Below are 20,827 nucleotides of genomic sequence, written 5' to 3'. Positions count from 1 at the left end.
CCTCTCATTGAGAGGGGCCCTTAGACGTGCTTACGGCTCAGTGCCAGCTGTGCGGGGCTCGGAAGCCGCCCTCGCGCTCCAGGCGGCGCCAGCCGGCCTTGGGGCGGCCTCGGTGGGCCGGGGTGGACGACGGGGCGGCCGCCGCGCGGGCCAGGAGGATCGCCGTGATGGCGGCGACCTCCTCGGGCTCGGCGTGGCCCTTCTCGACGCGGATGTCAGGGGTGCTCATAGGTCACAGTCTCCGTGAGAGAGGTTTCCGCGAGGGTGTCGCGGAGGGTCCGCGGGGTTACTGCGGAGGGTTGCCGTGCTTGCGGGAGGGCAGGTCGGCGTGCTTCGACTGGAGCATCGCCAGGGATCGGATCAGGACCTCGCGGGTCTCCGCCGGGTCGATCACGTCGTCCACCAGGCCGCGCTCCGCCGCGTAGTACGGGTGCATCAGCTCGGACTTGTACTCCTTGACCATGCGGGCCCGCATGGCCTCGGGGTCCTCGGCCTCGGCGATCTGACGCCGGAAGATGACGTTGGCGGCACCTTCGGCGCCCATCACCGCGATCTCGTTCGTCGGCCAGGCGTAGGTGAGGTCGGCGCCGATGGACTGGCTGTCCATGACGATGTAAGCGCCTCCGTACGCCTTGCGCAGGATCAGGGAGATCCTCGGCACGGTGGCGTTGCAGTACGCGTACAGCAGCTTGGCGCCGTGGCGGATGATTCCGCCGTGCTCCTGGTCGACGCCCGGGAGGAACCCGGGAACGTCCAGGAAGGTGACGATCGGGATGTTAAAAGCGTCACACATCTGGACAAAGCGCGCAGCTTTTTCCGATGCCTCGATGTCCAGGACACCGGCGAGGGTCGAGGGCTGGTTGGCCACGATGCCGACGACCTGCCCGTCCAGGCGGGCCAGCGCGCAGATGATGTTGCGGGCCCAGCGCTCGTGGACCTCCAGGTAGTCGCCGTCGTCGACGATCTCCTCGATGACCTTGGCCATGTCGTACGGCCGGTTGCCGTCCGCGGGCACCAGGTCGAGCAGCACGTCGCCGCGCCGGTCGGCCGCGTCGGTGGACTCCACCCGCGGCGGGTTCTCCCGGTTGTTCTGCGGGAGCATCGACAGGAGGTAGCGCACCTCGGCGAGGCACGTCTCCTCGTCGTCGTAGGCGAAGTGGCAGACACCGGACGTCTCGGCGTGCACGTCGGCGCCGCCGAGGCCGTTCTGGGTGATCTCCTCGCCCGTCACCGCCTTCACGACGTCCGGCCCTGTGATGAACATCTGGGAGGTCTCGCGGACCATGAAGACGAAGTCGGTGAGGGCGGGGCTGTAGGCCGCGCCGCCCGCGCACGGGCCGAGCATCACCGAGATCTGCGGGATGACGCCCGAGGCCTTGGTGTTGCGCTGGAAGATGCCGCCGTAGCCCGCGAGGGCGCTCACACCCTCCTGGATACGGGCGCCCGCGCCGTCGTTCAGCGACACCAGGGGCGCCCCGGCCGCGATGGCCATGTCCATGATCTTGTGGATCTTCGTGGCGTGGGCCTCGCCCAGCGCGCCGCCGAAGATGCGGAAGTCGTGGGCGTAGACGAAGACCGTACGGCCCTCCACCGTGCCCCAGCCGGTGATGACACCGTCGGTGTACGGCTTCTTGGCCTCCAGGCCGAACCCGGTCGCCCGGTGCCGGCGCAGCTGCTCGACCTCCTGGAAGGACCCCGCGTCGAGGAGCAGCTCGATGCGCTCGCGCGCGGTCAGCTTGCCCTTGGCGTGCTGCGCCTCGGTCGCCTTCTCGCTGGGGCCGGCCAGGGCCGCCGCACGGATCTCGTGCAGCTCGGCCACCCGTCCCCGCGCGTCCGTCGGCTCACCCGTCGTCTCACCCGGCGCCTCATCCAAAACGGTCATGTAGTGACCTTACGAAGACCCGCGAGGAATGCGAGCCGTTGACTCCTCACAGTCTCCGGACCGTTTTCCTGGTGCGACCGAACAGAACCCTGGAAGCATGCAGGCGTTCTGACTGCTCAGAGGGCCCGCCGCTTGTAGGGGTCGTACAAAGTCAGAGTGTGAGAGCCACCTCACATTCGTGGGGGGCGCATGCCATCCCCGGAGTGACACGCAGGTGCAGCAGGCGGCCGGTGGCAAGCACCTCGACCGTGTCGTCGGCCCGCAGGACCGAGCGCACGGGCCGGTTCCAGACGATCTCCAGCGGTTCGCCCGAACGGGGTGGTTCGGCCACGGAGAGAGTAGCGGTACGGCCCTTGCGGCGGACCAGCACGCTCGCCCCGGCCGACGCGGTGAGCGGACCCGCCGTGCCGGCCCGCCAGAAGTTCGCGGCGGTCAGGCCCAGGCTGTCGACGCGGACCGCCTGGCACGCGCTGTCGTTGGCGAGGACGGACAGCCAGTGACGGTCGGCGGCGCGGGCGGCGACGGTACGGCGGGAGGCCCCGGGCATCAGGACGTAGGCGTAGGAGGCGTCCACCGGGTCGGTGCCGTGGTCGAGCCAGAGGGTCTGCCAGCGCCGGGCGCGCCGTTCGGTCGTACTGGAGGTGTTGATGTCGGACCAGGCGCCGGTGCGGTCCTCGCGCAGGGCGCGCAGGCCGTCGGGGACGAGCCAGCCTCCGTGCCCCTCCAGGTGGGCCCAGCCCCGTCCGCGGACGAAGGACTGTGTCCCGCCCTCCCCCAGATTGCGGTTGTCGACGACCGTCTCGACCGGGACGCCGTCGGTGCAGGTGATGCCCGCGCCCAGGCAGATCACCGCGTCCGCGACGCAGAACCACGACTTGCGGGCCTGGAGCGTGGACCCCAGCCCCTTCAGGTGCTGGCCGATCGCCGCGTACTCGCCGTCGGTCGTGCCGCCGACCCAGCGGACGTCCGGCTTGGGCTCGCCCCACTCGCCGCCGGCCCGGTCGGGGAGGCGTTTCGTGGACACGGTCGTGCCGGGGAGGCGGTACCAGTCGACGGTGGGCCAGTACCAGTCGGTGTACTGGCCCGAGTCGGCGGCCCACCAGGAGAGCATTCCGGCGCCGGTGTGCCAGCCGCGCGGGTTCTCGCCGTTGCCGCATTCGTAGGCGGCGATCCGGTCGCTGGCCATGGCGATGTTCGCGACGAATCCGGGGCGGCGGTGGACTGCCCGGTCCATGGCGGCGAAGAGGGTGTGCCCGACGGATTCGGGAGCGGCCGGGACCGGTGAGGCGGCCACCGCGTGCAGCCGGGCGAGGTCGGCCACCCCGAACTGGGGCGCTGTCAGGACGGGGCTGACGGTGTCCCGTTCGATCCAGCCCTTCATCAGGCCGTGCCAGCGCCCGCGCTCCTCCTCGCTCGCCGCGTCCGCGAGCAGCGCGATGGCGGCGATGATCCCCTGGCCGTGGAAGTGGTCGCCGCGCAGGACGTGGCGGTCGTCGCCCTTGAGGTGACCGCGGCTGATGGCGCGGCCGTTGACGCTGTCCATCACCAGCCCGTCGTGGATGAGCGGGGCGTAGGCGCGCTCGACGCCGTCGAGGACGGTCTGCCGGCGCGGGTCGGTCACTTCCCACGCCGAGCCGGCGAGCAGGGCGAAGAGGCGGCCGAGTCCGTCGAGCATGACCTGGCCGTAGGTGCCTGAGTAGGCGACCCAGGTGTGCTGGACGAAGGAGCCGTCGGCGTAGAGGCCGTCTCCCTTCGTGACGTACGGGAAGACCGGCGAGAGGGCGTCACGGGCGAGGGCGATCCGGTCCGGGGCCCTGCCGAGGATGCCGCGCAGGGCGACGGAGCGGCACAGGTCCACGCGGTTGGCGCCGGTGGAGGTGCCGGAGTAGTCGGTGAGCATCGTGTCGGGGAGGAAGTGGTCGACGGCGGCGCAGGCCGCGGTCTTCTGGGCGTCCGTGAGGTGGTCGTACAGGGCGGCCGTGATGTCCATGAGGAGGCGGGGGCTGCCGATCTGCCATTCCCACCAGTTGCCGTAGCGGGTGGTGGAGGGGTTGTAGACGGTGGCGAAGAGGTGGTCGAGGCCGCGCAGGACGTCCGCGAGGAGGCTCTCGTCGCCGGTCGAGCCGGTGCCCCGCTGGACGTAGGCCTGGGTCATGGTCCACAGGCGGCTGTAGCTGCGGGTGACACCGGCCGGGGGGTCGTAGGGAGAGCCCGGCCACAGGGAGGTGGGTGCCGGGGCCATGGTGGCCTGGAAGCCGCGGGCCAGCTCGCCGGTCTCCGCGAGGCGGGAGGCGTAGGGCTCCTGTGCCGGGTCGTAACCGGTGCCGAGGGCGATGTCGAGCCAGCGCCGGCGGAGGGTGTCGTAGGGGTCGGCCGAGAGGGAGCGGGCGCGGGCCGGCGGGGCGGCTGTGGCGGTGACGGTGGCCAGGAGTGCCGCCGCGAGTAAGACGGCTCTGCGGGTGGGACGTACGGAGGCTCTGCGCTGCGGGTTCATACCGGGGCATCTACCACCGCGGGGCGATCAGGCCAACACTCTACGGATGATGTTGAAACCTGTACGGAATAGGTCTACGGTCGTTCGCGTTGAGTGGTTCAACGTTCAACATCCTCACTTCAAGGAGCTCTGTCATGGCGAACACCGACCTGACCGCACTGACCGGCGACTACACGATCGACGCCGCGCACTCCACGATCGGCTTCACTGTCCGGCACGCGATGGTCACCAACGTCAAGGGCAAGTTCAACGACTTCAGCGGCTCGCTGCACCTGGACGGCAGCGACCCGTCCGCGTCGACGGCCTCCATCGACGTCAAGATGGACAGCATCGACACCGGGTCGGCGGACCGGGACGGGCACCTCAAGAGCGCGGACTTCTTCAAGATCGACGAGTTCCCGACGATGACCTTCCGCTCCACCAAGGCGGAGGCGCTCGGCGACGAGGACTACCGCATCACCGGCGACCTGACGGTCCTCGGCACCACCAAGCCGCTCACCATCGACCTCGAGTTCAACGGCGCCGCGAAGGACCCCTTCGGCAACGAGCGCGTGGGCTTCGAGGGCAAGGCCGAGATCAAGCGCTCCGAGTGGGGCCTGACCTGGAACGCGGCCCTGGAGACCGGCGGCGTCCTGATCTCCGACAAGATCAAGCTGACCTTCGACATCTCCGCGATCAAGAACGCGTGACCCGTCGCCGCGGTCAGCAGGTGCGCCGGTACGGGAGATCCGGGAGGTACGTCTTCCCGACGGCCTCGGACAGCCCCGCGCCGGCGCGCTCACAGACCTCGGTGATCAGATGGTGCGGGTCTAGGTCGTACCGCTGTACAGGAAGGTGGGTGCCGGAGGCGTCGAGCGTGCCGTCGGCGCCGAACGCGAGGGCGCGTATCTCGTCGCCCGGAGTGGGCAGGGCGGTCCCCAGCAGCCGTCGCTCGCCGTCGCCGGTTCGGCGGCAGCCTGCAGCTGCGGCCCGACGACGGACGCCACCGGCGCGGTGACGGCGCTTGCCTTCTCCCACGACGGACGTACGTCGGACGTGGTGCCGTCCAGCACGCCGAGACGCGCCCGCGCGGCCCCGCCCCAGAGGGTGCCCCGACCCAGGACGTCTCCCACGGCCAGCCGTGAGCCGTCGGGGGCGAAGCCCGCGGTGGTGATCAGGTCCTCGCCGCCAGGTTGGTGGCATGCCGCCGGGGAGCGGTACGCCCTCACACGTCACGCGTCCTGAGCCACTCCGCTCCCGGACGGTCGCACAAGTCGCCGAGCGGTCCCGGCATCCGGTGTCGCCGTCCGTCGCCTCCGGACCGGGAGCAGCCACCACGCCGATGCCACCGTCAGTGCCGCGCCGACCGCGATCGCCGCGAGGCGGGTGGGCAACAGGCTCGTCGCGTCCTGGCCGAACCAGCCGAGGAGGAGGGCGAGGGCGGTGGTCATCCCGGCTGCCCAGTAGGCGTAGTTGATGGGGCGCAGCCACAGGGCGATCGCAAGGACCGTGAACATCAGGGCCACCGAAGTCGGGCCGGCGACCCCGGCCGTGGCGACACCGGCCGCCAGCAGCGTGCCCGCGCAGGCTCCCCCGAGGCGCTGGATTCCCTTGCGTACGACGTCCGTTCGGTCGCGGTTGCCGCTCGCGGCGACGTACGCCGTCAGGACCGCCCAGGGCCAGTGCTCGTCGAAGAGGAGCCGGCCGGCGACGAAGGCCGCGGCGATCGCGACCGCCAGCTGCAACGCCATGCGGGTGCTGGGACGCGGACGGAGACGGGACGGGCGGCGGGGCACGGGGTTCGGCGGCTCGGGATCGGGGCGCCAGGGGCCGTAGCGGTCCCCCAGCCCCTGGACCAGCCACACGCAGCACACCGCGAGCACCGCGATCACTGCCGCCCAGGTCCAACTCACCAGCCCGGACTGGGCCTTGGGCGGCAGCGCCGGTCCGGGGACGACCAGGAGGGCGATGAACGGGAGGGTCATCAGGGTGCCCGCCTTCGTGGCGGCGTGGCCGTAGCGGCGGATCCACACGGGGGCCGAGATCCCTGCCGTGAAGACCGCCGCGCCGACGACGTAGTGCACGGCGATCAGCCGTCCGACCAGGATCGAGACCGCCGCCGTCGCGGGCAGCAACGCGAGCGCGGTGAGACGGCGGCGAGTGTCCGCGGTCCGCTGGGTTCCGGCCAGGGTCAGGGTCAGGGCGACCGCGAGGACGAGGACGTCGGTGTGCAGTCCGGCGACCGCCTCCAGGCACAGGGCGAGGGCCCAGCAGAGCAGCACGGCCGTCATGGTCAGGGCTGCTTCGTACGCATTGCGTATCAGTTTGACCATCACTTGGGTGAGAATACGGCCATAGTGCTCGCCGGAGTAGTAAGCATCCGCGTACGATTTCGCCATGGATCACCTCTCCTCCGCCGCTCGCATCCGTCACGGAATCGTGCGGCTGAACCGGCGACTTCGGCAGGAGCGCGGTGACGGCAGCCTTCCCCCTGGACAGTTGGAGGCGCTCGGGCATCTGTACCGGCACGGGTCCGCCACCCCCGGCGAGGTCGCGGCGGCGCTGCGGCAGCGGCCGCAGTCGCTCACCCGGGTCTTCGCCGAACTGGAGGCGGACGGGCTGGTGGCGCGCGAGGCCGGGACCGTGGACCGGCGTCGGTCCGTGCTGTCCGTCACGGCGTCGGGGCGGCTCACGCTGGAGCGGGACATGGCCGAGCGGGACGCCTGGCTGGCGGAGGCGTTGGCGTCCTTGAGCGCGACCGAGCGGGGAGTGTTGGAGCTGGCCGCGGAGTTGATGGAGCGGGTCGCCGACACGGAGACGTCTGGCTGAATCGCACCCCTTGTGCGTGGGTTCACAGGATTCCCATAATCCAGCAACAGATTTGACCAGCCCATGTCAGAACTTGGGCGTTTCTTTGATGCCCAGAATTGGCATGCTCTCGTCAAAGCCACCCCCCCACCTGGAAGAGGCATCACCTTGAAGAGACTCCTCACGGCGGTCAAGAGATGTCTGGCGGTCGGAGCCGCCGCGCTCGCGATCGCCAGTCTCCAGCCCGTGTCGGCCGCGCAGGCCGCGCCCTCGCCCGTCGTCGGCGGCAGCCGTGCCGCGCAGGGCGAGTTCCCGTTCATGGTGCGGCTGTCCATGGGGTGCGGCGGGGCGCTGTACACCCAGCAGATCGTGCTCACCGCCGCGCACTGTGTGAACGGGACCGGCGCGAACACCGGCATCACCGCCACCGCGGGTGTCGCGGACCTCCAGTCCAGCAGCGGGCGGGTGCAGGTCAAGTCGACGTACGTGTACCGGGCTCCCGGGTACAACGGTGACGGCAAGGACTGGGCGCTCATCAAGCTCGCCGCGCCGATCAACCTTCCTACGCTGAAGATCGCGACGACCACGCAGTACAACACCGGGACCTTCACGATCGCGGGGTGGGGTGCGGCCACCGAGGGCGGGGCTCAGCAGCGGTATCTGCTGAAGGCCACCGTGCCGTTCGTGAGCGACGCGACCTGCCGGGGATACAGCGGGTACAGCGGGCTCATCGCCAACGAGGAGATCTGCGCGGGGTACGCCGCGGGTGGGGTCGACACCTGCCAGGGGGACTCCGGCGGGCCGATGTTCCGGCGGGACTCGGCGAACGCGTGGGTGCAGGTGGGCATCGTGAGCTGGGGCATAGGGTGCGCCCGGGCGAACGCGCCCGGGGTCTACACCGAGGTGTCCACGTTCGCCTCGGCCATCGCCTCGGCGGCCGCGTCGCTGTGAGGTGAGGCGAGGCAGGTGCGGTGTGCTGCGGGTCCGGTGCGACGGGTGCCGGGCCCGCGGTTCCCCCGGGCCCCCGTTCCCCCCAACGCCGGAGGGGCTGTTCTGCTCAGAACCCCCCGCCCCCGAAGTCCCCTCCCCCGCCGCCGAAATCGCCTCCGCCGCCGAAGTCCCCGCCGCCCCCGAAGTCGCCGAAGTCCCCGGAGCTGAAGTCCGATCCGGACAGGTCGCCGCCCTCGTAACCGCCGCCGAAGTCGCCGTAACCGGAGCCGTAGTCGGCCGCGTAGGCGGGCGTGGCCATCATGCTGCCGAGGAGCGTGCCGACCAGCAGCCCGGGCAGGAGGCCGCCGCCGAAGTAGCCGCCGGCCCAGGGGCCGTACGCCGGGCCCGCGTCCCAGTACGGACGGCGGCCCTGGTCGGTGTCGACCTCGCGCATCACCGGGTCGCGGCCGTCGGCCAGGCGGGTGGCGTCCGCGGCGCAGACCGGGACGTCGCGCTGGGCACCGCCCGGCGGCGTCCAGGTGGCGTCGGTGACGGAGGGGCCGTGGCGAGGGTCGAAGAAGCAGGGGACCCGGCGTTCGGGAAGCGGCCGGTTCTCGCGGCGCGCGGCGAGCTGGGCCAGCGAGAAGCGGCCGTCCTCCAGTGCCTGGGTGACCGCCCGCACGTCCTCGGGCCTGGTGGCCGCCCCCATGAGCGACTTCGCCTGCTCGTACGCGTCCAGTGCCCGCTCGTAGTCCGCGCGCATCGCATCGTCGGCGCCCGCCTCGGCGGGGTGGAAGTCCAGCCGGTCCAGTTCCTCGCCGAACGCCGTGATGTCCTCGTCCACCACCACCCGCAGCTTCTCCAGAGCGGCCCGCTGCTCCTCCGCGTGCCGGCGCCGGTTGCGGCGCACCAGCGTGTACGCGCCCGCGCCGCCGACCACGAGCACCGCGCCGACCGTGATCAGTGCCGTGCTCGACACCCCGCCGCCGTCGTCCCCGGACCGCCAGGTCGACGGGGCCGAGCCGCCCATATTGGTGACCGCGGCGGCGGTGAAGTCGGTGAGCTGGGCCCGGGTGTCCTCGCCCTCGACGGTCGTCACCAGGTTTCGTACGGCCGCCTTCGGCAGGACCGAGGAGTCGGCGCGGGCGTCGAAGGCGTCGCCGAGGCGGACCGCGTAGACGCCGGTGATCCCGGTCGCCGTGCGCAGCTTGGTGAACAGGTCCTGCTTCGGGTAGTCGGCGGGCAGCACCGCGACGAACAGCGGCTTGTCCGCCTTCGCGATCCGGTCCGCCAGGGCGTCGGCGTCCGCGGCGGACAGCTGGGCCGCGGCGGCCGGATCGACGTAGACCGGACTCTTGCGCAGGGCCCGGCCGATCGCCGAGACGCTCGTCGCGGGCTCCGCAGCCGTCGTGGCCGAGACGGGCGGGGCGGCCGCCGCCAGGACGGCCAGGGCCGCGAGCACCAGGGCGAACAGCAGCCCCGGAAGGCTTCGGGTCCGTACTACGGCCTGCGCGATGGCCTTCATACTTCGACGCTACCCGAAGCCCCCCGAAAGAGGCCTGTCCGGCCGCCCCTCAGGCCGCCCGGTACGCCTGCGTCAGCTTCCGCACCGCCTCTCCGTAGCGGCCGGTCAGAAGGAGGTGATCGGCGTCGGCGAAGGGTGCCGCGACGGCGGCCGTCATGCGCCGGTCCGTCTTCCGCTGGACGATCAGCCGGGCCTTCTCGACGAGCGCGCGGCCCCGGTCGTCGGCACCGGCCCGCTCGGCCGCCCGGGCCGCGGTCCCGAGCGCCTTGAGCGTGGCCGCCCCGCCCTCCGGGACCTTGGTGAGTGTGGTCAGGCCCCAGCCGTACGGGAACTGCGGGTCGTACGTCGGGTCGCCGACGTTGATCGGCAGCTGGGTCTGAGACCTGGGCCAGGTGACGGGGAGTCGACCGGTGAAGGGGCGCTTGCCGTAGAGGACGTCGGCGACGCCGTCGCCCTCGGTTCCCGGCAGCCAGGAGGCGACCAGGGCGTCGATGTCGCCGAGCCGGTCGCCGATGAGCTGTGGCCGCCCGGAGACGATCAGCACCGCGCACTTCATGGCCGCGCACACCTTGTCCACGGCGGCCCGGTCGGCGGCGGACAGCTCCAGGTCGTGGCCGTTGCCGACATCCCCGACCCCCTCGGCGTACGGGGTCTCGCCGACGACGACCACACCGACGTCGTAACCGCCGGTCGGGGCGGAGGCGTCCTTCGAGTACGTCAGCGCCGCGGAGTTCTTGCGCATCGCCTCCAGGATCGTCGTGCCGGGGGTGATGTCGCCTGAGGAGCCCTGCCAGGTGACGGTCCAGCCGCCGCTCTGGTTGCCGATGTCGTCGGCGTTGGACCCGGCGACGTACACCTTCTGCGACTTCCTCAGCGGCAGGAGCCCGCCGCTGTTCTTCAGCAGCACCTGCGACTCGGCGGCCGCCTGGCGGGCCACGGCCCGGTGCCCGGCGGAACCGATCTTCGAGGCGCCGCTCGTGTCGGCGTACGGCTTCTCGAAGAGGCCGAGCTTGAACTTCTGCGTGAGGATGCGCGCTACGGCGTCGTCGATCCGCTTCTCGCTGACGCGACCGGCCCGCACCTCCTGGACGAGCGCGGTGCGGAAGTCCTTGTAGGCGTAGGGCGCCATGACCATGTCGACGCCGGCGTCGACGGAGGTGCGGACGTCGCTCGCGTAGTCCCCGGGGATCTGGTCGATGCCGTTCCAGTCGCTGATGACGAAGCCGTCGAAGCCGAGCTTTTTCTTCAGGACCCCGTTGATCATGTCGGCGCGGGCGTGCATCTTGACCGGGCCGAGGCCGTCCCCGACGACGTCGAGCGAGGAGTACGACGGCATGACCGTGCCGACGCCGCGGTCCACCGCGCTCTTGTACGGCGCGAGGTGAATGGCCTCCAGCTGCTTCCGGGTGACCGTGGTGACGCCCTGGTCGATGGTGTAGGTGCCGGTGGTGGAGGAGCCGTACGCGGTGCCGCCGTCGCCGACGAAGTGCTTGGCGGTGGCGAGGACCTTGTCGTTCCTGTCGAGGTCCGTGCCGCTCCTGGCCCCTTGGAGACCCTGGATCACGGTCTCCATGGACTCGACGAGGGCCGGGTCCTCGCCGAAGGACTCGTAGGAGCGGCCCCAGCGTTCGTCACGGGTGACGCAGAGGCAGGGCGCGAAGTCCCAGGGGATGCCGGTGGCACGGACCTCGGCTGCGGTCACGGCACCGGTCCGCTGGGCGAGTGCGGGGTCGCGGCTCGCCCCGATGCCGATGTTGTGCGGCATGACCGTGGCGCCGACCAGGTTGTTGTGGCCGTGGACGGCGTCGACTCCGTAAATGAGCGGAATCTGGAATCTGGTCGCCTGGGCCCGGAGTTGGAAGGAGTCGATCATCTTCGCCCAGGCCTCGGGGGTATTGGGCGTGGGCGTCGAGCCGCCGCCGGAGAGCAGCGAGCCGAGGTCGTCGGCGGTGATGTCGGCCCCGGTCCCGACGGCGCCGCGCTCGGCCTGGGTCATCTGACCGGCCTTCTCCTCCAGGGACATGCGGGAGAGCAGGTCGGCGACGCGCTTGTGCACGGGAAGCTTGCTGTTCAGATACGGCAGCCCGTGCGCGTCGATGACGACCTGCGGGGTCTCGGCGGGGGCCTTGGCGCCGGTGACGGTGAGCTTGAGGGGAATGGTCTCGGCGGTCTCGGAGGCGGTCTTGTCCTTGAGGGTGGCGACCTTGAGGGTGCGGGTGGTCCCGGACGCGGTGCCCGCGGGGAAGGTGAACTCGCCCTTGACCGGGGTGAAGTCGGCGGCCGAGGCCGTGCCGCCCGCCGTCTCGTAGGCGACCGTGACCGGCTCGTCGACGGGGGCGGAGCCGGTGGTGGCGACGGTGACCTTCACCTGGGCGGTGCCGCCTTCCCGCACGGGGTACACCGCGGAGTCGGTGAGCACCGAGGCGCGCAGTGACTGATCGGCCCTGCCGTACAACTCGACGCCGTCCAGGGCGAATCGGCCCGGTGTGCCGACGGGGAGCGTGACGCCGTACCCCCACATCTCCGTCAGCCCCAGGATGTGGTCGATGCCGCCGACGGGCTGGTAGTCGGTCCGGTAGGCGAAGTCGGAGAAGGGGATCTCGATCTGCTTCCAGCCGGTGAAGTCGTCGGTGAAGGACGTCGTCCACAGCTCGGACGCCTCACCGTTGGCGCCGCCGTCCTTGAGCTCGAAGGCGATCTTCTTGCCGTTGTCCTGTCCTTCCCACCAGAAGCGGATGCCCTTGTGGGCGGACCAGTCGTGGGCGGGGTCGGCGAAGGCGAAGTCGTGCGTGAAGCCGCCGTAGCCGCTGATGTCGTAGGTGCCGGAGAGGACCTGGTCTCCTTCCGGCGCGTCAACTCGGCTGCTGAGCTGGAGAGTCGGTGGGTCGTCGGTGTCGCTGCCCCAGGTGAAGAGGCCACCCGCGGGCGGGTTGGCGAAGGGGACTTCGCCCTCGAAGCGGTCGACGGGGACCGGGGGCGGGTCGTCGGCCGCACGGGCGACGGCCAGGGGCAGCAAGGAGGTGAGCAGGGCGGCGGAGACGAGCAGGGCGGTTCTACGCATGGACCTTCCCTCGGCTCTCAGGGGTCACACAGGACTTACCTCACGGCGTGAGTGAACTGAGAGCACGCGCATCCGTCAAGACACCGCGTCGGCCATCGCGTCCCGCGCGGGTGGTACGGCCGCAATGCGATCGGTGCGCAACTGTGGTCGCACGGCGCCGCTTTCGCTGATGTGCTGGGGTGATGAAACGGGGATTCTTCGCGGTGGCCGGTGTCGTCGTCGGTGTGGGGTTGTTGAGCGGGTGCACGGCCGTCGATCTGCCGCTGACCGGGGTCCGGGCCGGAGCGGACGGGACGCTGTACGCGCTGCTCAGGCCGTGCGGGGACGACGGTTACCGCACGCCCGGGCTCGACGGGTCGGCCGGGGACGGACCCTTCAGTACCGGGTGGTCCGTGAAGAACACGAAGCTGAGCGGAGACGCCGACTTCCCGCTGTTCTCACCTCCACCCGCCTGGGGCGCCCGGCACCGGGGCGCCCAGCGACTGCTGCCGAAGGACCACTGCACCCTGAGCTTGGCCATTACGTGACCGGCGACTCCTACAACGGCATCGTCACCTTCACCGCCGCGGACCTGGCCGCGCTCGAGCCCGGCCAGGTCTGGGCCGACGACCGGGCGATGAGCCTCGGCGAGTTCGAGGAGCTCGCCGAGGACTCGTGCTGAGGTCAGTCCACCGATGCCCTGACCGCGAAGTCGCACCACACGATCTTGCCGGGGTCCCGCTCCCGCACACCCCAGTCGTCGGCCAGCGCGTCCACGAGCAGCAGTCCACGGCCGTGTTCCGACTCCGGCGTCGGGTCCGGGACGCGGATCTCGCCCGGGCCGCTGTCGTGGACCTCCACGCGGAGGACTCCGTCGGCGAGCAGGGCGAGGTCGAGGCGGAAGCAGCGGTGGGGCGGGACGCCGTGGAGAAGAGCGTTGGTGGCGAGTTCGCTGACACAGAGGAGGACGTCGTCGCTGCGCTCGGACACGCCCCAGTCGGTGAGGGTGATGCGCGTCAGATCTCTGGCCACGGCCACTGACCTGCGGTCACGGGGGTAGAGGGCGGTGCGGGCGTGGAGGAGCTGGGCTTGGGGATTCACGGGGCGACTGTCACAGGGAGTGACTATTGTGGGGCAGTGAGTGAGGTCGTAGTTCTGATTGCTACGACCTCACTACGAGGACTTGGGGTGCGCGCGGGGGAAGGGGACGGCCATGTCGAAGAAGGTCGGTTCGTGGTACGCGGTCGGCGCGCTCGTCGCGCACTATCGGAAGCAGGCCCGTCTCACTCAGGAGCAGTTGGCCGAGGCGGCCAGCCTTCACGTGGACACGGTGAGGTCGATCGAGCAGGGGCGGCTGGCACTCCAGCCGGACCGGGCGGAACAGTTCGACGAACTGCTGGACACGAAGGGGGCGTTGGCGCTGCTCGTGGAGCGGATGCCGGTGCGGGAGAAGGTGGTGCAGTTCGCGCAGTCGTTGGTGGATCATGAGCAGGAGGCGATGAGCTTCCTGTCGTACGAGACGCAGGTCGTGCCCGGGTTGCTTCAAACCCAGGACTACTGTCGGGCTGTTGTCGGCTATCGGTACCCCGCCCTGGGCAGCGAGACAGCCGAGCAGTGGGTGGCGTCCCGTATGGAACGGCAGTTGGTCTGGCAGCGGGAGCGACCACCCGTGGGTCATTTCATCATCGAGGAGAGCGTGCTGCGCCGTCAGGTCGGCGGCCCTGAGGTGATGCGGGAGCAGTTCCGCCAGATCCTGGAGTACACCGAGCCCGTCCACATGGGATTCCAGATCATGCCCACGAACCGAACCCCACACGCCTGCCTCGACGGCCCCATGGTGCTACTGGAAACGCCCAGTTTCGAGCGTCTGGTCTACCTGGAAGTGCAGCGCGCCAGCTTCCTCCTGGCCGATCCCGACGAGGTCAGCGACTATCACCACAAGTATGGAATGCTGCGGTCACAGGCCCTCTCGCCCGACGAGAGCGTGCGATACCTGCACGGACTGCTAGGAGACCGATGAGCACCGCACTTCACTGGTTCAAGTCGAGCTACAGCGGCAGCGAGGGCGGCAACTGCATCGAGGTCGCCGCCCAGCCGTCCGCCGTCCACATCCGTGACTCCAAGAACATCGGCCCCAACCTCACGGTGGAGCCGGGCACTTGGGCCGCGTTCCTCGGGCTCGCTCGGCGGGACGAGCACATCTGAGGGTTACTCGGCCGGCTCCACGCCCGCGCGGAGGAGGCCGTACGTGTACGCGTCCTCCAGCGCCTGCCACGACGCCGCGATCACGTTCTCCGCGACGCCCACCGTCGACCACTCGCCCGTGCCGTCCGACGTGGAGATCAGGACGCGGGTCGTGGAGGAGGTGCCGTGCACGCCCTCCAGGATGCGGACCTTGTAGTCGACGAGCTCGAGCTTGGCGAGCTGGGGGTAGATCTTCTCCAGGGCCACGCGCAGGGCGCGGTCGAGGGCGTTGACCGGGCCGTTGCCCTCCGCCGTGGCGACGATGCGCTCGCCCTTGGCGAAGAGCTTGACCGTGGCCTCGTTGGCGTGGGTCCCGTCGGGGCGGTCCTCCACGATCGCGCGCCAGGACTCCACCCCGAAGTACTTGAGGGGCTTGCCCTGGACCTCGGCACGGAGCAGGAGTTCGAAGGAGGCGTCGGCGGCCTCGTACGTGTAGCCCCTGAGCTCGCGTTCCTTGACGCGCTCGACGACCCGGCCGACCAGCTCGCGGTCGCCGCCGAGGTCGATGCCGAGTTCCTTGCCCTTGAGCTCGATCGAGGCGCGGCCCGCCATGTCGGAGACCAGCATCCGCATGGTGTTGCCGACCTGCTCGGGGTCGATGTGCTGGTAGAGGTCCGGGTCGACCTTGATCGCGGAGGCGTGCAGGCCGGCCTTGTGGGCGAAGGCGGAGACGCCGACGTAGGGCTGGTGGGTGGAGGGGGTGAGGTTGACGACCTCGGCGATGGCGTGGGAGATCCGCGTCATCTCGCGGAGCTTGCCGTCGGGGAGGACCTTCTTGCCGTACTTGAGCTCCAGGGCCGCGACGACCGGGAAGAGGTTCGCGTTGCCGACGCGCTCGCCGTAGCCGTTCGCCGTGCACTGGACGTGGGTCGCGCCCGCGTCCACGGCGGCGAGGGTGTTGGCGACCGCGCAGCCGGTGTCGTCCTGGGCGTGGATGCCGAGGCGGGCGCCGGTGTCCGCGAGGACGGTCGCGACGACCGCCTGGACCTGCGCCGGGAGCATGCCGCCGTTGGTGTCGCAGAGGATGACGACGGAGGCGCCGGCCTCCGAGGCCGCCCGTACGACGGCCTTCGCGTACTCCGGGTTCGCGCGGTAGCCGTCGAAGAAGTGCTCGCAGTCGACGAAGACCCTGCGGTCCTGCGACACCAGGTACGAGACCGTGTCGCGGACCATCTCCAGGTTCTCGTCGAGCGTGGTGCGCAGCGCGAGTTCGACATGCCGGTCGTGCGACTTGGCGACCAGGGTGATCACGTCCGCGCCGGAGTCCAGGAGGGCCTTGACCTGCGGGTCCTCCGAGGCCTTGGCGCCCGCCCGGCGGGTCGCACCGAAGGCGACGAGCTGGGCGTGCTTGAAGTCGATCTCCTGACGGGCGCGGGCGAAGAACTCGGTGTCGCGCGGGTTGGCGCCGGGCCAGCCGCCCTCGATGAAGCCCACGCCGAAGTCGTCCAGGTGCCGTGCGATGGCCAGCTTGTCCGCGACGGTGAGGTTGATGCCCTCCCGCTGGGCGCCGTCGCGCAGGGTGGTGTCGAAGACGTGGAACTGATCGTCGAGCTCGCTGGTTGCGGTCATGGTCTCAAGGCTCCTGAGGATTTGGTCTCGGTCGTACCGGAATGACCGGCTCCACCGCCCCCACATAGTCCCTCGCGCTCTCGCCTCCGGCTGCGGGTGGGCCAGAAATGCGAAAAACCCCTCGCGGGTGCGAGAGGTCTGCGCGCGGGTCGAGGACGACGGTGTCCGCCCGTACCTGGTCGTACGTGGCGGTCACTGCGGACCGGCGCGCCTGCTGCCAATAATCGTGGCGAACGAGAGCACGGAGGCAGTCTGGCACAGACCGCCCCCGCGCTCACCGTCCGTCTCAGGATGCGAACACTGTGCTGATCAGCGCAGGTGACGTACGAAGACGTCCCGCTCCTCGTTGGTGTCCCCGCCAGGGATCAGCGTCCCGTCCCAGGAGACGAAGACGATCCGCCGGCCCCCGTCCGCGATGCCGCCCGGTCCGGCCTGGGCGGACACCGGGGCGCCGGTGGCGTCGGGGCTGACCAGGGTGGTCGTGCCCTTCCTCAGGTCCCGCAGGTACACGGGGTTGCGGGTGCCGCCGGGCAGTGTGTCGACCCGGCCCGTGAAGGTGACGTACCGGCCGTTCGCGCTGACGGCGGGAGCGCGGGTGTAGACGTGGGAGGGGGCATCCCCGGGGGGGTGGAGGCGCCGGTTGGTGCCCGTGGCGAGGGTGTGCACGAACACGTTCCAGCTGGCGTCCGTGTCGTCCGGCACCAGGTGGGTGTCCGCGGACTCGAAGACGACCGTGCGTCCGTCGCCGCTGATGGACGGCTGCGTCGACTCCCGCTGGGTCTGCGAGCCGTCGTGGGAGCGGTCGATCTGGGTGCGCCGGTGCGTGGTGCGGTTGTACATCCAGACGTCGCCCCAGTCGTCGCCGCGCGGGCCGTTCGCGTAGCTGTACTGGTAGACGACCCGCCTGCCGTCGTCGCTGACCGTCGGCCGGGAGGCGTCGCGCGGCTCCCAGGTGGGCTTCGGGTGGCTGATCCGCTCGGTGGTGCCCGCGATCCGGTCGCGCAGGAAGACCGCGCCGCCCCCGCCGGTCTCCCGGAGCGTGAAGACGGCGTAGCGGGCGTCGGCGCTGACGGAGACCTGGCCGATGGGCCCTTCGAAGCCCTCGGGGACCTCGATGCCGAACTTCTCCTGCTTGCCCGTCCGCGGGTCGTGGAGCACGACGTCGTTCTGGTGGTAGACGTAGCGGCCGTCGTTCAGGACGGCCACGGTGCTTCCGAAGCCCGAGAAGCGGAGCTTGCCGGTGCTCAGGTCGCGGATGTACATGCCGCCGTGCGGGATGTTCGGGTCCAGGTCCTCGGCGGTCGAGTCGAAACCGGCGTAGCGGCCGTTGCGGCTGATGACGGCGTGGTACGAGGCGCCGCCGCGGCGAGGGCGGCCGCGAGCACGAAGACTCGCTTGGTGCTGTGCATGATGGTTCCCCCGTTGTGGTGTTGCCTGTTGTGCGTGGTGCTTGTCGCCTGTTACTGCACTGTCTGTTACTGCACTGTCCGCAGGAAGATGTCCGTCACCCCGTTCGTGTCCCCTTCCACCAGATCGGGTGAGGCCGACTCGAACGCGACGACCGTGCCGTCGGCGTTGACGGAGGGATGCTCAGCCGGAAGGTCGTTGCGGCCGCCCCAGCGGTCCACGCTGACCAACTGCTTCTTCCCCGTGGCGATTCCGAGCAGGTACACGGAACCGCCCGAGGTGTACGCGAACTCCGTGCCGTGCCGGGAGAGCGAGGGCTGGGCGCCTCTGACCCGGGCCGTGGTGGTGCCGGTGTCGAGGTCCCGGACGAGGACGTACCGGCCCTGCTGGAAGGCGATCGTGCGGCCGCTGAGGGAGGGGGCCGAGGCGCCGTCCGCGACCCTCGACAGGTCGCCGGTGTCCAGGTCACGGACGTAGACGTCGCCGCCCTGCTCGAAGGCGATGTACCGGCCGTCGAAGTCGATGGACGGGTTGCCCGCCGGACCGCCCGAGGGCGCGCTGACCACGTCCGTGGTGCCGCCGTCGTAATTGAAGCGGTAGACGCGGGGTTGCGGGTCCGGGTCGGCGTCGGTGGCGGGCAGGGTCGCCGCGTAGGTGATCCACTGGCAGGTGGGGCTGATCCGGGGCCGCCCCATCCAGGTGAAGCGGACGCCCTGGTAGGAGTCCAGGACGGTGACCTTGCCGGTGGCGCGGTAGCGGATGTGGACCTCCGGGGCGCCGTCGGCGGCGGACGGGACCAGGTAGCTCACCAGGCGTCCGTTGGAGCAGGGGGTGCTCTCCGACGACGGCTTCTCCGTGTCGGAGTTGACCGGGACGACGCGGAGGGGCGCGTTGATGAAGACGTCTTCCTCCGAGGTGAAGGTGACGAGCTTGTGCTCATCCATCTCCGGGTCGCGGGACGCCCCGGCCGGTCCGCCGAGCCGTTCGGTGACGGACGGCATCGGGGCCGGGTTCTTCCCGAGGCGGCCCGAGAAGGCGAACACGTCCGACTGCCGGTTGGTGTCGCCCGGCACCAGGTGGGACTCCGTCGAACTGAACGCCACCACCCGCCCCTTGGCGGCCAGCGAGTCGCCCATCACCGTGGCGGTCCACGAGAGGGTGGCCCCTCGCAGCCCCGTCCGCAGGTCACGCACCCGCACGCCGTCCGTGCCCCAGACGACGGCGTACCGGCCGTCCGCCGTGGCCGAGGAGGCGGTTCCGTCGGCCACCCGTCGCGAGGTGCCCGTGCTCAGGTCGTGGACGTACACCCCGGTGTTGGCGTTGAGGAGGACCCGGCGGCCGTCCGCCGTGATCCGGATCAGATGGGCGACACCGAGGTCCGCGCCGACGTGGATGCGCTCGCCCGTCGCCCGGTCCTTGACGAAGACCTCGTTCGGGTCGTTGCCCTCGGCGCCCCCCTGGACCGAGTAGGCGACCCGGTTGCCGTCACCGCTCACCGAGGCCCCGTTCTTGTTGCCCTCCTCGGCGGTCGAGATCAGCTCGTCGGTGCCGGTCTCCGTGTCCCGGGCGTACAGCAGCCGCGCGGTCTGGCCTCCGTTGCGGCCTCCGACGGTGTACGCGACGTGCGTGCCGTCGGGGCTGATCGACTGGGCGCGGCCCACCTCGGCCACGCCGGGCGGGTCTTGGGGCCACAGCCGCTCCGAACGGCCGGTGGCGCTGTCGTACAGGTAAGGAGCCTGGAGGCGGTTGCCGGCGGAGAAGGCGACACGGCTCCCGTCGGCGCTCGACAGCGGCGCGTCGTAGGTGTGACCGCTGCCGAGGTCGATCCTGGTGAGGCCGCCGTCGGTCAGGTCCTTCAGGAACAGGCACGGCGAGAGGCGCTCGCAGCCGAGGCTCGGCGCGGTGGACGTGAACGCGACCTGGCGGCCGTCGGCGCTGATCGAGGCCCCGCTCGACGGTCCGTCGGCCTGACTGCCGTCGGCGGCCGTGCTCACCCGCCGGGTGGGGGACTTGTCGGGATGGGACTGGGCCTGGGCCTGGGCCTGGGCGGTGGTGCCGACACGATCGACGGGTGGTGCGGCGGATGCGGTGGTACCGGTGAGCACGACGCATAAGGCCGCGCCCACAAGACATGCGGCGGCTGTGGACATGTTCCCCCCTGTGTTCCCCGTTGACCCAGGACCCCCCGGCCCCGCGCCGAGGGTCCCACGAGGCAAACGCACCACGGGCCACAGGGTCAATCGTCCTCATTGCGTACAACCCGGGCGGAAGGTCACGCGTCCGCGAGGAGGCTCTCGTCGAGGAACTCCCTCACGTGGCCGAGAATCGTCCCCCGGTCCGTCCCGCGCAGCCCGATCGCCACATGGATGGAGAAGCCGTCCAGGAGGGCCCTCAGCCGGGCCGCGAAGCGGTCCGGGTCGACGGCCCGGAACTCGCCCCGCGACACCCCTTCCGCGAGCAGTGCGACCAGGTCCCGGTGCCAGGCGCCCTCGATCGCGGCCTGGCGTTCGCGGGCCTCGTCGTCGGCGTTCTGCGAGCGGTTCCAGACCTCCAGCCACAGGGTCCAGTGCGGGTCGCGGTGGCCGTCTGGGACGTACAGGTCGACGTACGCGTCGAGTCGTTCGCGGGCGGTCGCCGTACGGGTGAGCAGCCGGGCGCGCTCGGCGCCGAGCCGTCCCTCGCTCCACTCCAGGGTCTGGAGCAGCAGTTCGTCCTTGGAGCGGAAGTAGTAGAGGAGGTGGCCGCTGCTCATACCGACCTCGCGGCCGAGCGCGGCCATGGTCAGCTTCTCCAGGCCGCCCGCGGCGATCATCTCCATGGCCGCGGCGAGGACGCGTTCACGCGGGGGCGCGGGCGTGCGCCGGGCGGCGGTCATACGGCGGCCACCCGTACGGCGTCGGGGAGTCGACCCGGCGGCTCGGGGCGGCGGTGCCCGCGGGCGGCGCGGGC

General features: G+C 70.8%; 19 protein-coding genes. 7 read left to right on the top strand and 12 right to left on the bottom strand.

Features of this window, described 5'->3' with window-relative positions; genetic code table 11:
• Positions 1 to 37 precede the first annotated feature (37 nt).
• From ACIRP7_RS25755 to ACIRP7_RS25745, 3 genes are all read right to left on the bottom strand, one after another.
• On the bottom strand, positions 38 to 229 hold the full coding sequence (locus tag ACIRP7_RS25755; RefSeq protein ID WP_352389381.1) for an acyl-CoA carboxylase subunit epsilon: 192 nt from the start codon (positions 227 to 229) through the stop codon (positions 38 to 40).
• Between the two features lie 57 nt (positions 230 to 286).
• Complete coding sequence (locus tag ACIRP7_RS25750) at positions 287 to 1,882, bottom strand: acyl-CoA carboxylase subunit beta (protein WP_403663965.1); 1,596 nt, start codon at positions 1,880 to 1,882, stop codon at positions 287 to 289.
• A 151-nt stretch (positions 1,883 to 2,033) separates the two neighbouring features.
• Positions 2,034 to 4,376, bottom strand: a complete 2,343-nt coding sequence (locus ACIRP7_RS25745) for a polysaccharide lyase 8 family protein (protein WP_403663963.1) — start codon at positions 4,374 to 4,376, stop codon at positions 2,034 to 2,036.
• A 134-nt stretch (positions 4,377 to 4,510) separates the two neighbouring features.
• Between ACIRP7_RS25745 and ACIRP7_RS25740 the strand changes: the two genes are divergently transcribed.
• Entirely contained in the window at positions 4,511 to 5,065 is a 555-nt protein-coding gene (locus ACIRP7_RS25740) for a YceI family protein (RefSeq protein WP_403663961.1), read from the top strand.
• 13 nt (positions 5,066 to 5,078) lie between these two features.
• Here the strand turns inward: ACIRP7_RS25740 and ACIRP7_RS25735 are convergent, their stop codons facing one another.
• Together ACIRP7_RS25735 and ACIRP7_RS25730 are read right to left on the bottom strand one after the other, a co-directional pair.
• Positions 5,079 to 5,393, bottom strand: a complete 315-nt coding sequence (locus tag ACIRP7_RS25735; RefSeq protein WP_403663959.1) for a hypothetical protein — start codon at positions 5,391 to 5,393, stop codon at positions 5,079 to 5,081.
• A 194-nt stretch (positions 5,394 to 5,587) separates the two neighbouring features.
• Positions 5,588 to 6,754: an FUSC family protein gene (locus tag ACIRP7_RS25730; protein WP_403663956.1), complete on the bottom strand. Its 1,167-nt coding sequence runs from the start codon at positions 6,752 to 6,754 to the stop codon at positions 5,588 to 5,590.
• Here ACIRP7_RS25730 and ACIRP7_RS25725 point away from each other — a divergent pair.
• Both ACIRP7_RS25725 and ACIRP7_RS25720 read left to right on the top strand, forming a co-directional pair.
• On the top strand, positions 6,753 to 7,184 hold the full coding sequence (locus tag ACIRP7_RS25725) for a MarR family winged helix-turn-helix transcriptional regulator (protein WP_403663953.1): 432 nt from the start codon (positions 6,753 to 6,755) through the stop codon (positions 7,182 to 7,184). The two genes, ACIRP7_RS25730 and ACIRP7_RS25725, sit on opposite strands and share 2 nt — an antisense overlap.
• A gap of 147 nt (positions 7,185 to 7,331) precedes the next feature.
• Positions 7,332 to 8,114 carry a serine protease gene (locus ACIRP7_RS25720; RefSeq protein WP_403663950.1) on the top strand — a complete coding sequence of 261 codons (783 nt, stop codon included), beginning with the start codon at positions 7,332 to 7,334 and terminating at the stop codon, positions 8,112 to 8,114.
• Positions 8,115 to 8,220: 106 nt separating this feature from the next.
• On the opposite strand, the gene ACIRP7_RS25715 is transcribed toward ACIRP7_RS25720, so the two are convergent.
• Positions 8,221 to 9,618, bottom strand: a complete 1,398-nt coding sequence (locus ACIRP7_RS25715) for a hypothetical protein (protein WP_403663947.1) — start codon at positions 9,616 to 9,618, stop codon at positions 8,221 to 8,223.
• 49 nt (positions 9,619 to 9,667) lie between these two features.
• Positions 9,668 to 12,679, bottom strand: coding sequence for a glycoside hydrolase family 3 protein (locus ACIRP7_RS25710; RefSeq protein WP_403663944.1), 3,012 nt, complete (start codon positions 12,677 to 12,679; stop codon positions 9,668 to 9,670).
• Between the two features lie 182 nt (positions 12,680 to 12,861).
• Between ACIRP7_RS25710 and ACIRP7_RS25705 the strand changes: the two genes are divergently transcribed.
• Both ACIRP7_RS25705 and ACIRP7_RS25700 read left to right on the top strand, forming a co-directional pair.
• Positions 12,862 to 13,206: a hypothetical protein gene (locus ACIRP7_RS25705; RefSeq protein ID WP_403663941.1), complete on the top strand. Its 345-nt coding sequence runs from the start codon at positions 12,862 to 12,864 to the stop codon at positions 13,204 to 13,206.
• Positions 13,203 to 13,340 (top strand): hypothetical protein, encoded by a 138-nt coding sequence (locus ACIRP7_RS25700; RefSeq protein WP_403663938.1) that lies wholly within the window; start codon positions 13,203 to 13,205, stop codon positions 13,338 to 13,340. The genes ACIRP7_RS25705 and ACIRP7_RS25700 overlap by 4 nt, the downstream gene beginning before the upstream one ends.
• A 2-nt stretch (positions 13,341 to 13,342) precedes the next feature.
• Here ACIRP7_RS25700 and ACIRP7_RS25695 read toward each other — a convergent pair whose 3' ends face one another.
• Positions 13,343 to 13,759, bottom strand: coding sequence for an ATP-binding protein (locus tag ACIRP7_RS25695; RefSeq protein WP_403663935.1), 417 nt, complete (start codon positions 13,757 to 13,759; stop codon positions 13,343 to 13,345).
• Positions 13,760 to 13,871: 112 nt separating this feature from the next.
• Here ACIRP7_RS25695 and ACIRP7_RS25690 point away from each other — a divergent pair, with 112 nt between their 5' ends.
• Both ACIRP7_RS25690 and ACIRP7_RS25685 read left to right on the top strand, forming a co-directional pair.
• A complete protein-coding gene (locus tag ACIRP7_RS25690; protein WP_403663932.1) occupies positions 13,872 to 14,678 on the top strand; it encodes a Scr1 family TA system antitoxin-like transcriptional regulator in 807 nt (268 codons plus the stop codon).
• On the top strand, positions 14,675 to 14,863 hold the full coding sequence (locus ACIRP7_RS25685; protein ID WP_403663929.1) for a DUF397 domain-containing protein: 189 nt from the start codon (positions 14,675 to 14,677) through the stop codon (positions 14,861 to 14,863). Before ACIRP7_RS25690 ends, ACIRP7_RS25685 begins: the two co-directional genes overlap by 4 nt.
• Before the next feature lie 3 nt (positions 14,864 to 14,866).
• Here ACIRP7_RS25685 and cimA read toward each other — a convergent pair whose 3' ends face one another.
• The 4 genes from cimA to ACIRP7_RS25665 all read right to left on the bottom strand — a co-directional run bounded on the left by cimA (position 14,867) and on the right by ACIRP7_RS25665 (position 20,753).
• Positions 14,867 to 16,471 (bottom strand): citramalate synthase, encoded by a 1,605-nt coding sequence (cimA, locus tag ACIRP7_RS25680; protein WP_403663926.1) that lies wholly within the window; start codon positions 16,469 to 16,471, stop codon positions 14,867 to 14,869.
• Between the two features lie 309 nt (positions 16,472 to 16,780).
• Positions 16,781 to 17,734, bottom strand: a complete 954-nt coding sequence (locus ACIRP7_RS25675; protein WP_403663923.1) for a TolB family protein — start codon at positions 17,732 to 17,734, stop codon at positions 16,781 to 16,783.
• A 212-nt stretch (positions 17,735 to 17,946) separates the two neighbouring features.
• Entirely contained in the window at positions 17,947 to 19,983 is a 2,037-nt protein-coding gene (locus ACIRP7_RS25670; RefSeq protein WP_403663920.1) for a hypothetical protein, read from the bottom strand.
• Positions 19,984 to 20,150: 167 nt separating this feature from the next.
• Positions 20,151 to 20,753, bottom strand: coding sequence for a TetR/AcrR family transcriptional regulator (locus ACIRP7_RS25665; protein ID WP_403663917.1), 603 nt, complete (start codon positions 20,751 to 20,753; stop codon positions 20,151 to 20,153).
• Between the last annotated feature and the right edge of the window lie 74 nt (positions 20,754 to 20,827).

The organism is Streptomyces sp. NPDC102270 (assembly GCF_044766405.1).
Lineage (GTDB): Bacteria > Actinomycetota > Actinomycetes > Streptomycetales > Streptomycetaceae > Streptomyces.
Note: the sequence above shows the minus strand (reverse complement) of the source record. Positions and strands in the feature narration are given on the sequence as shown.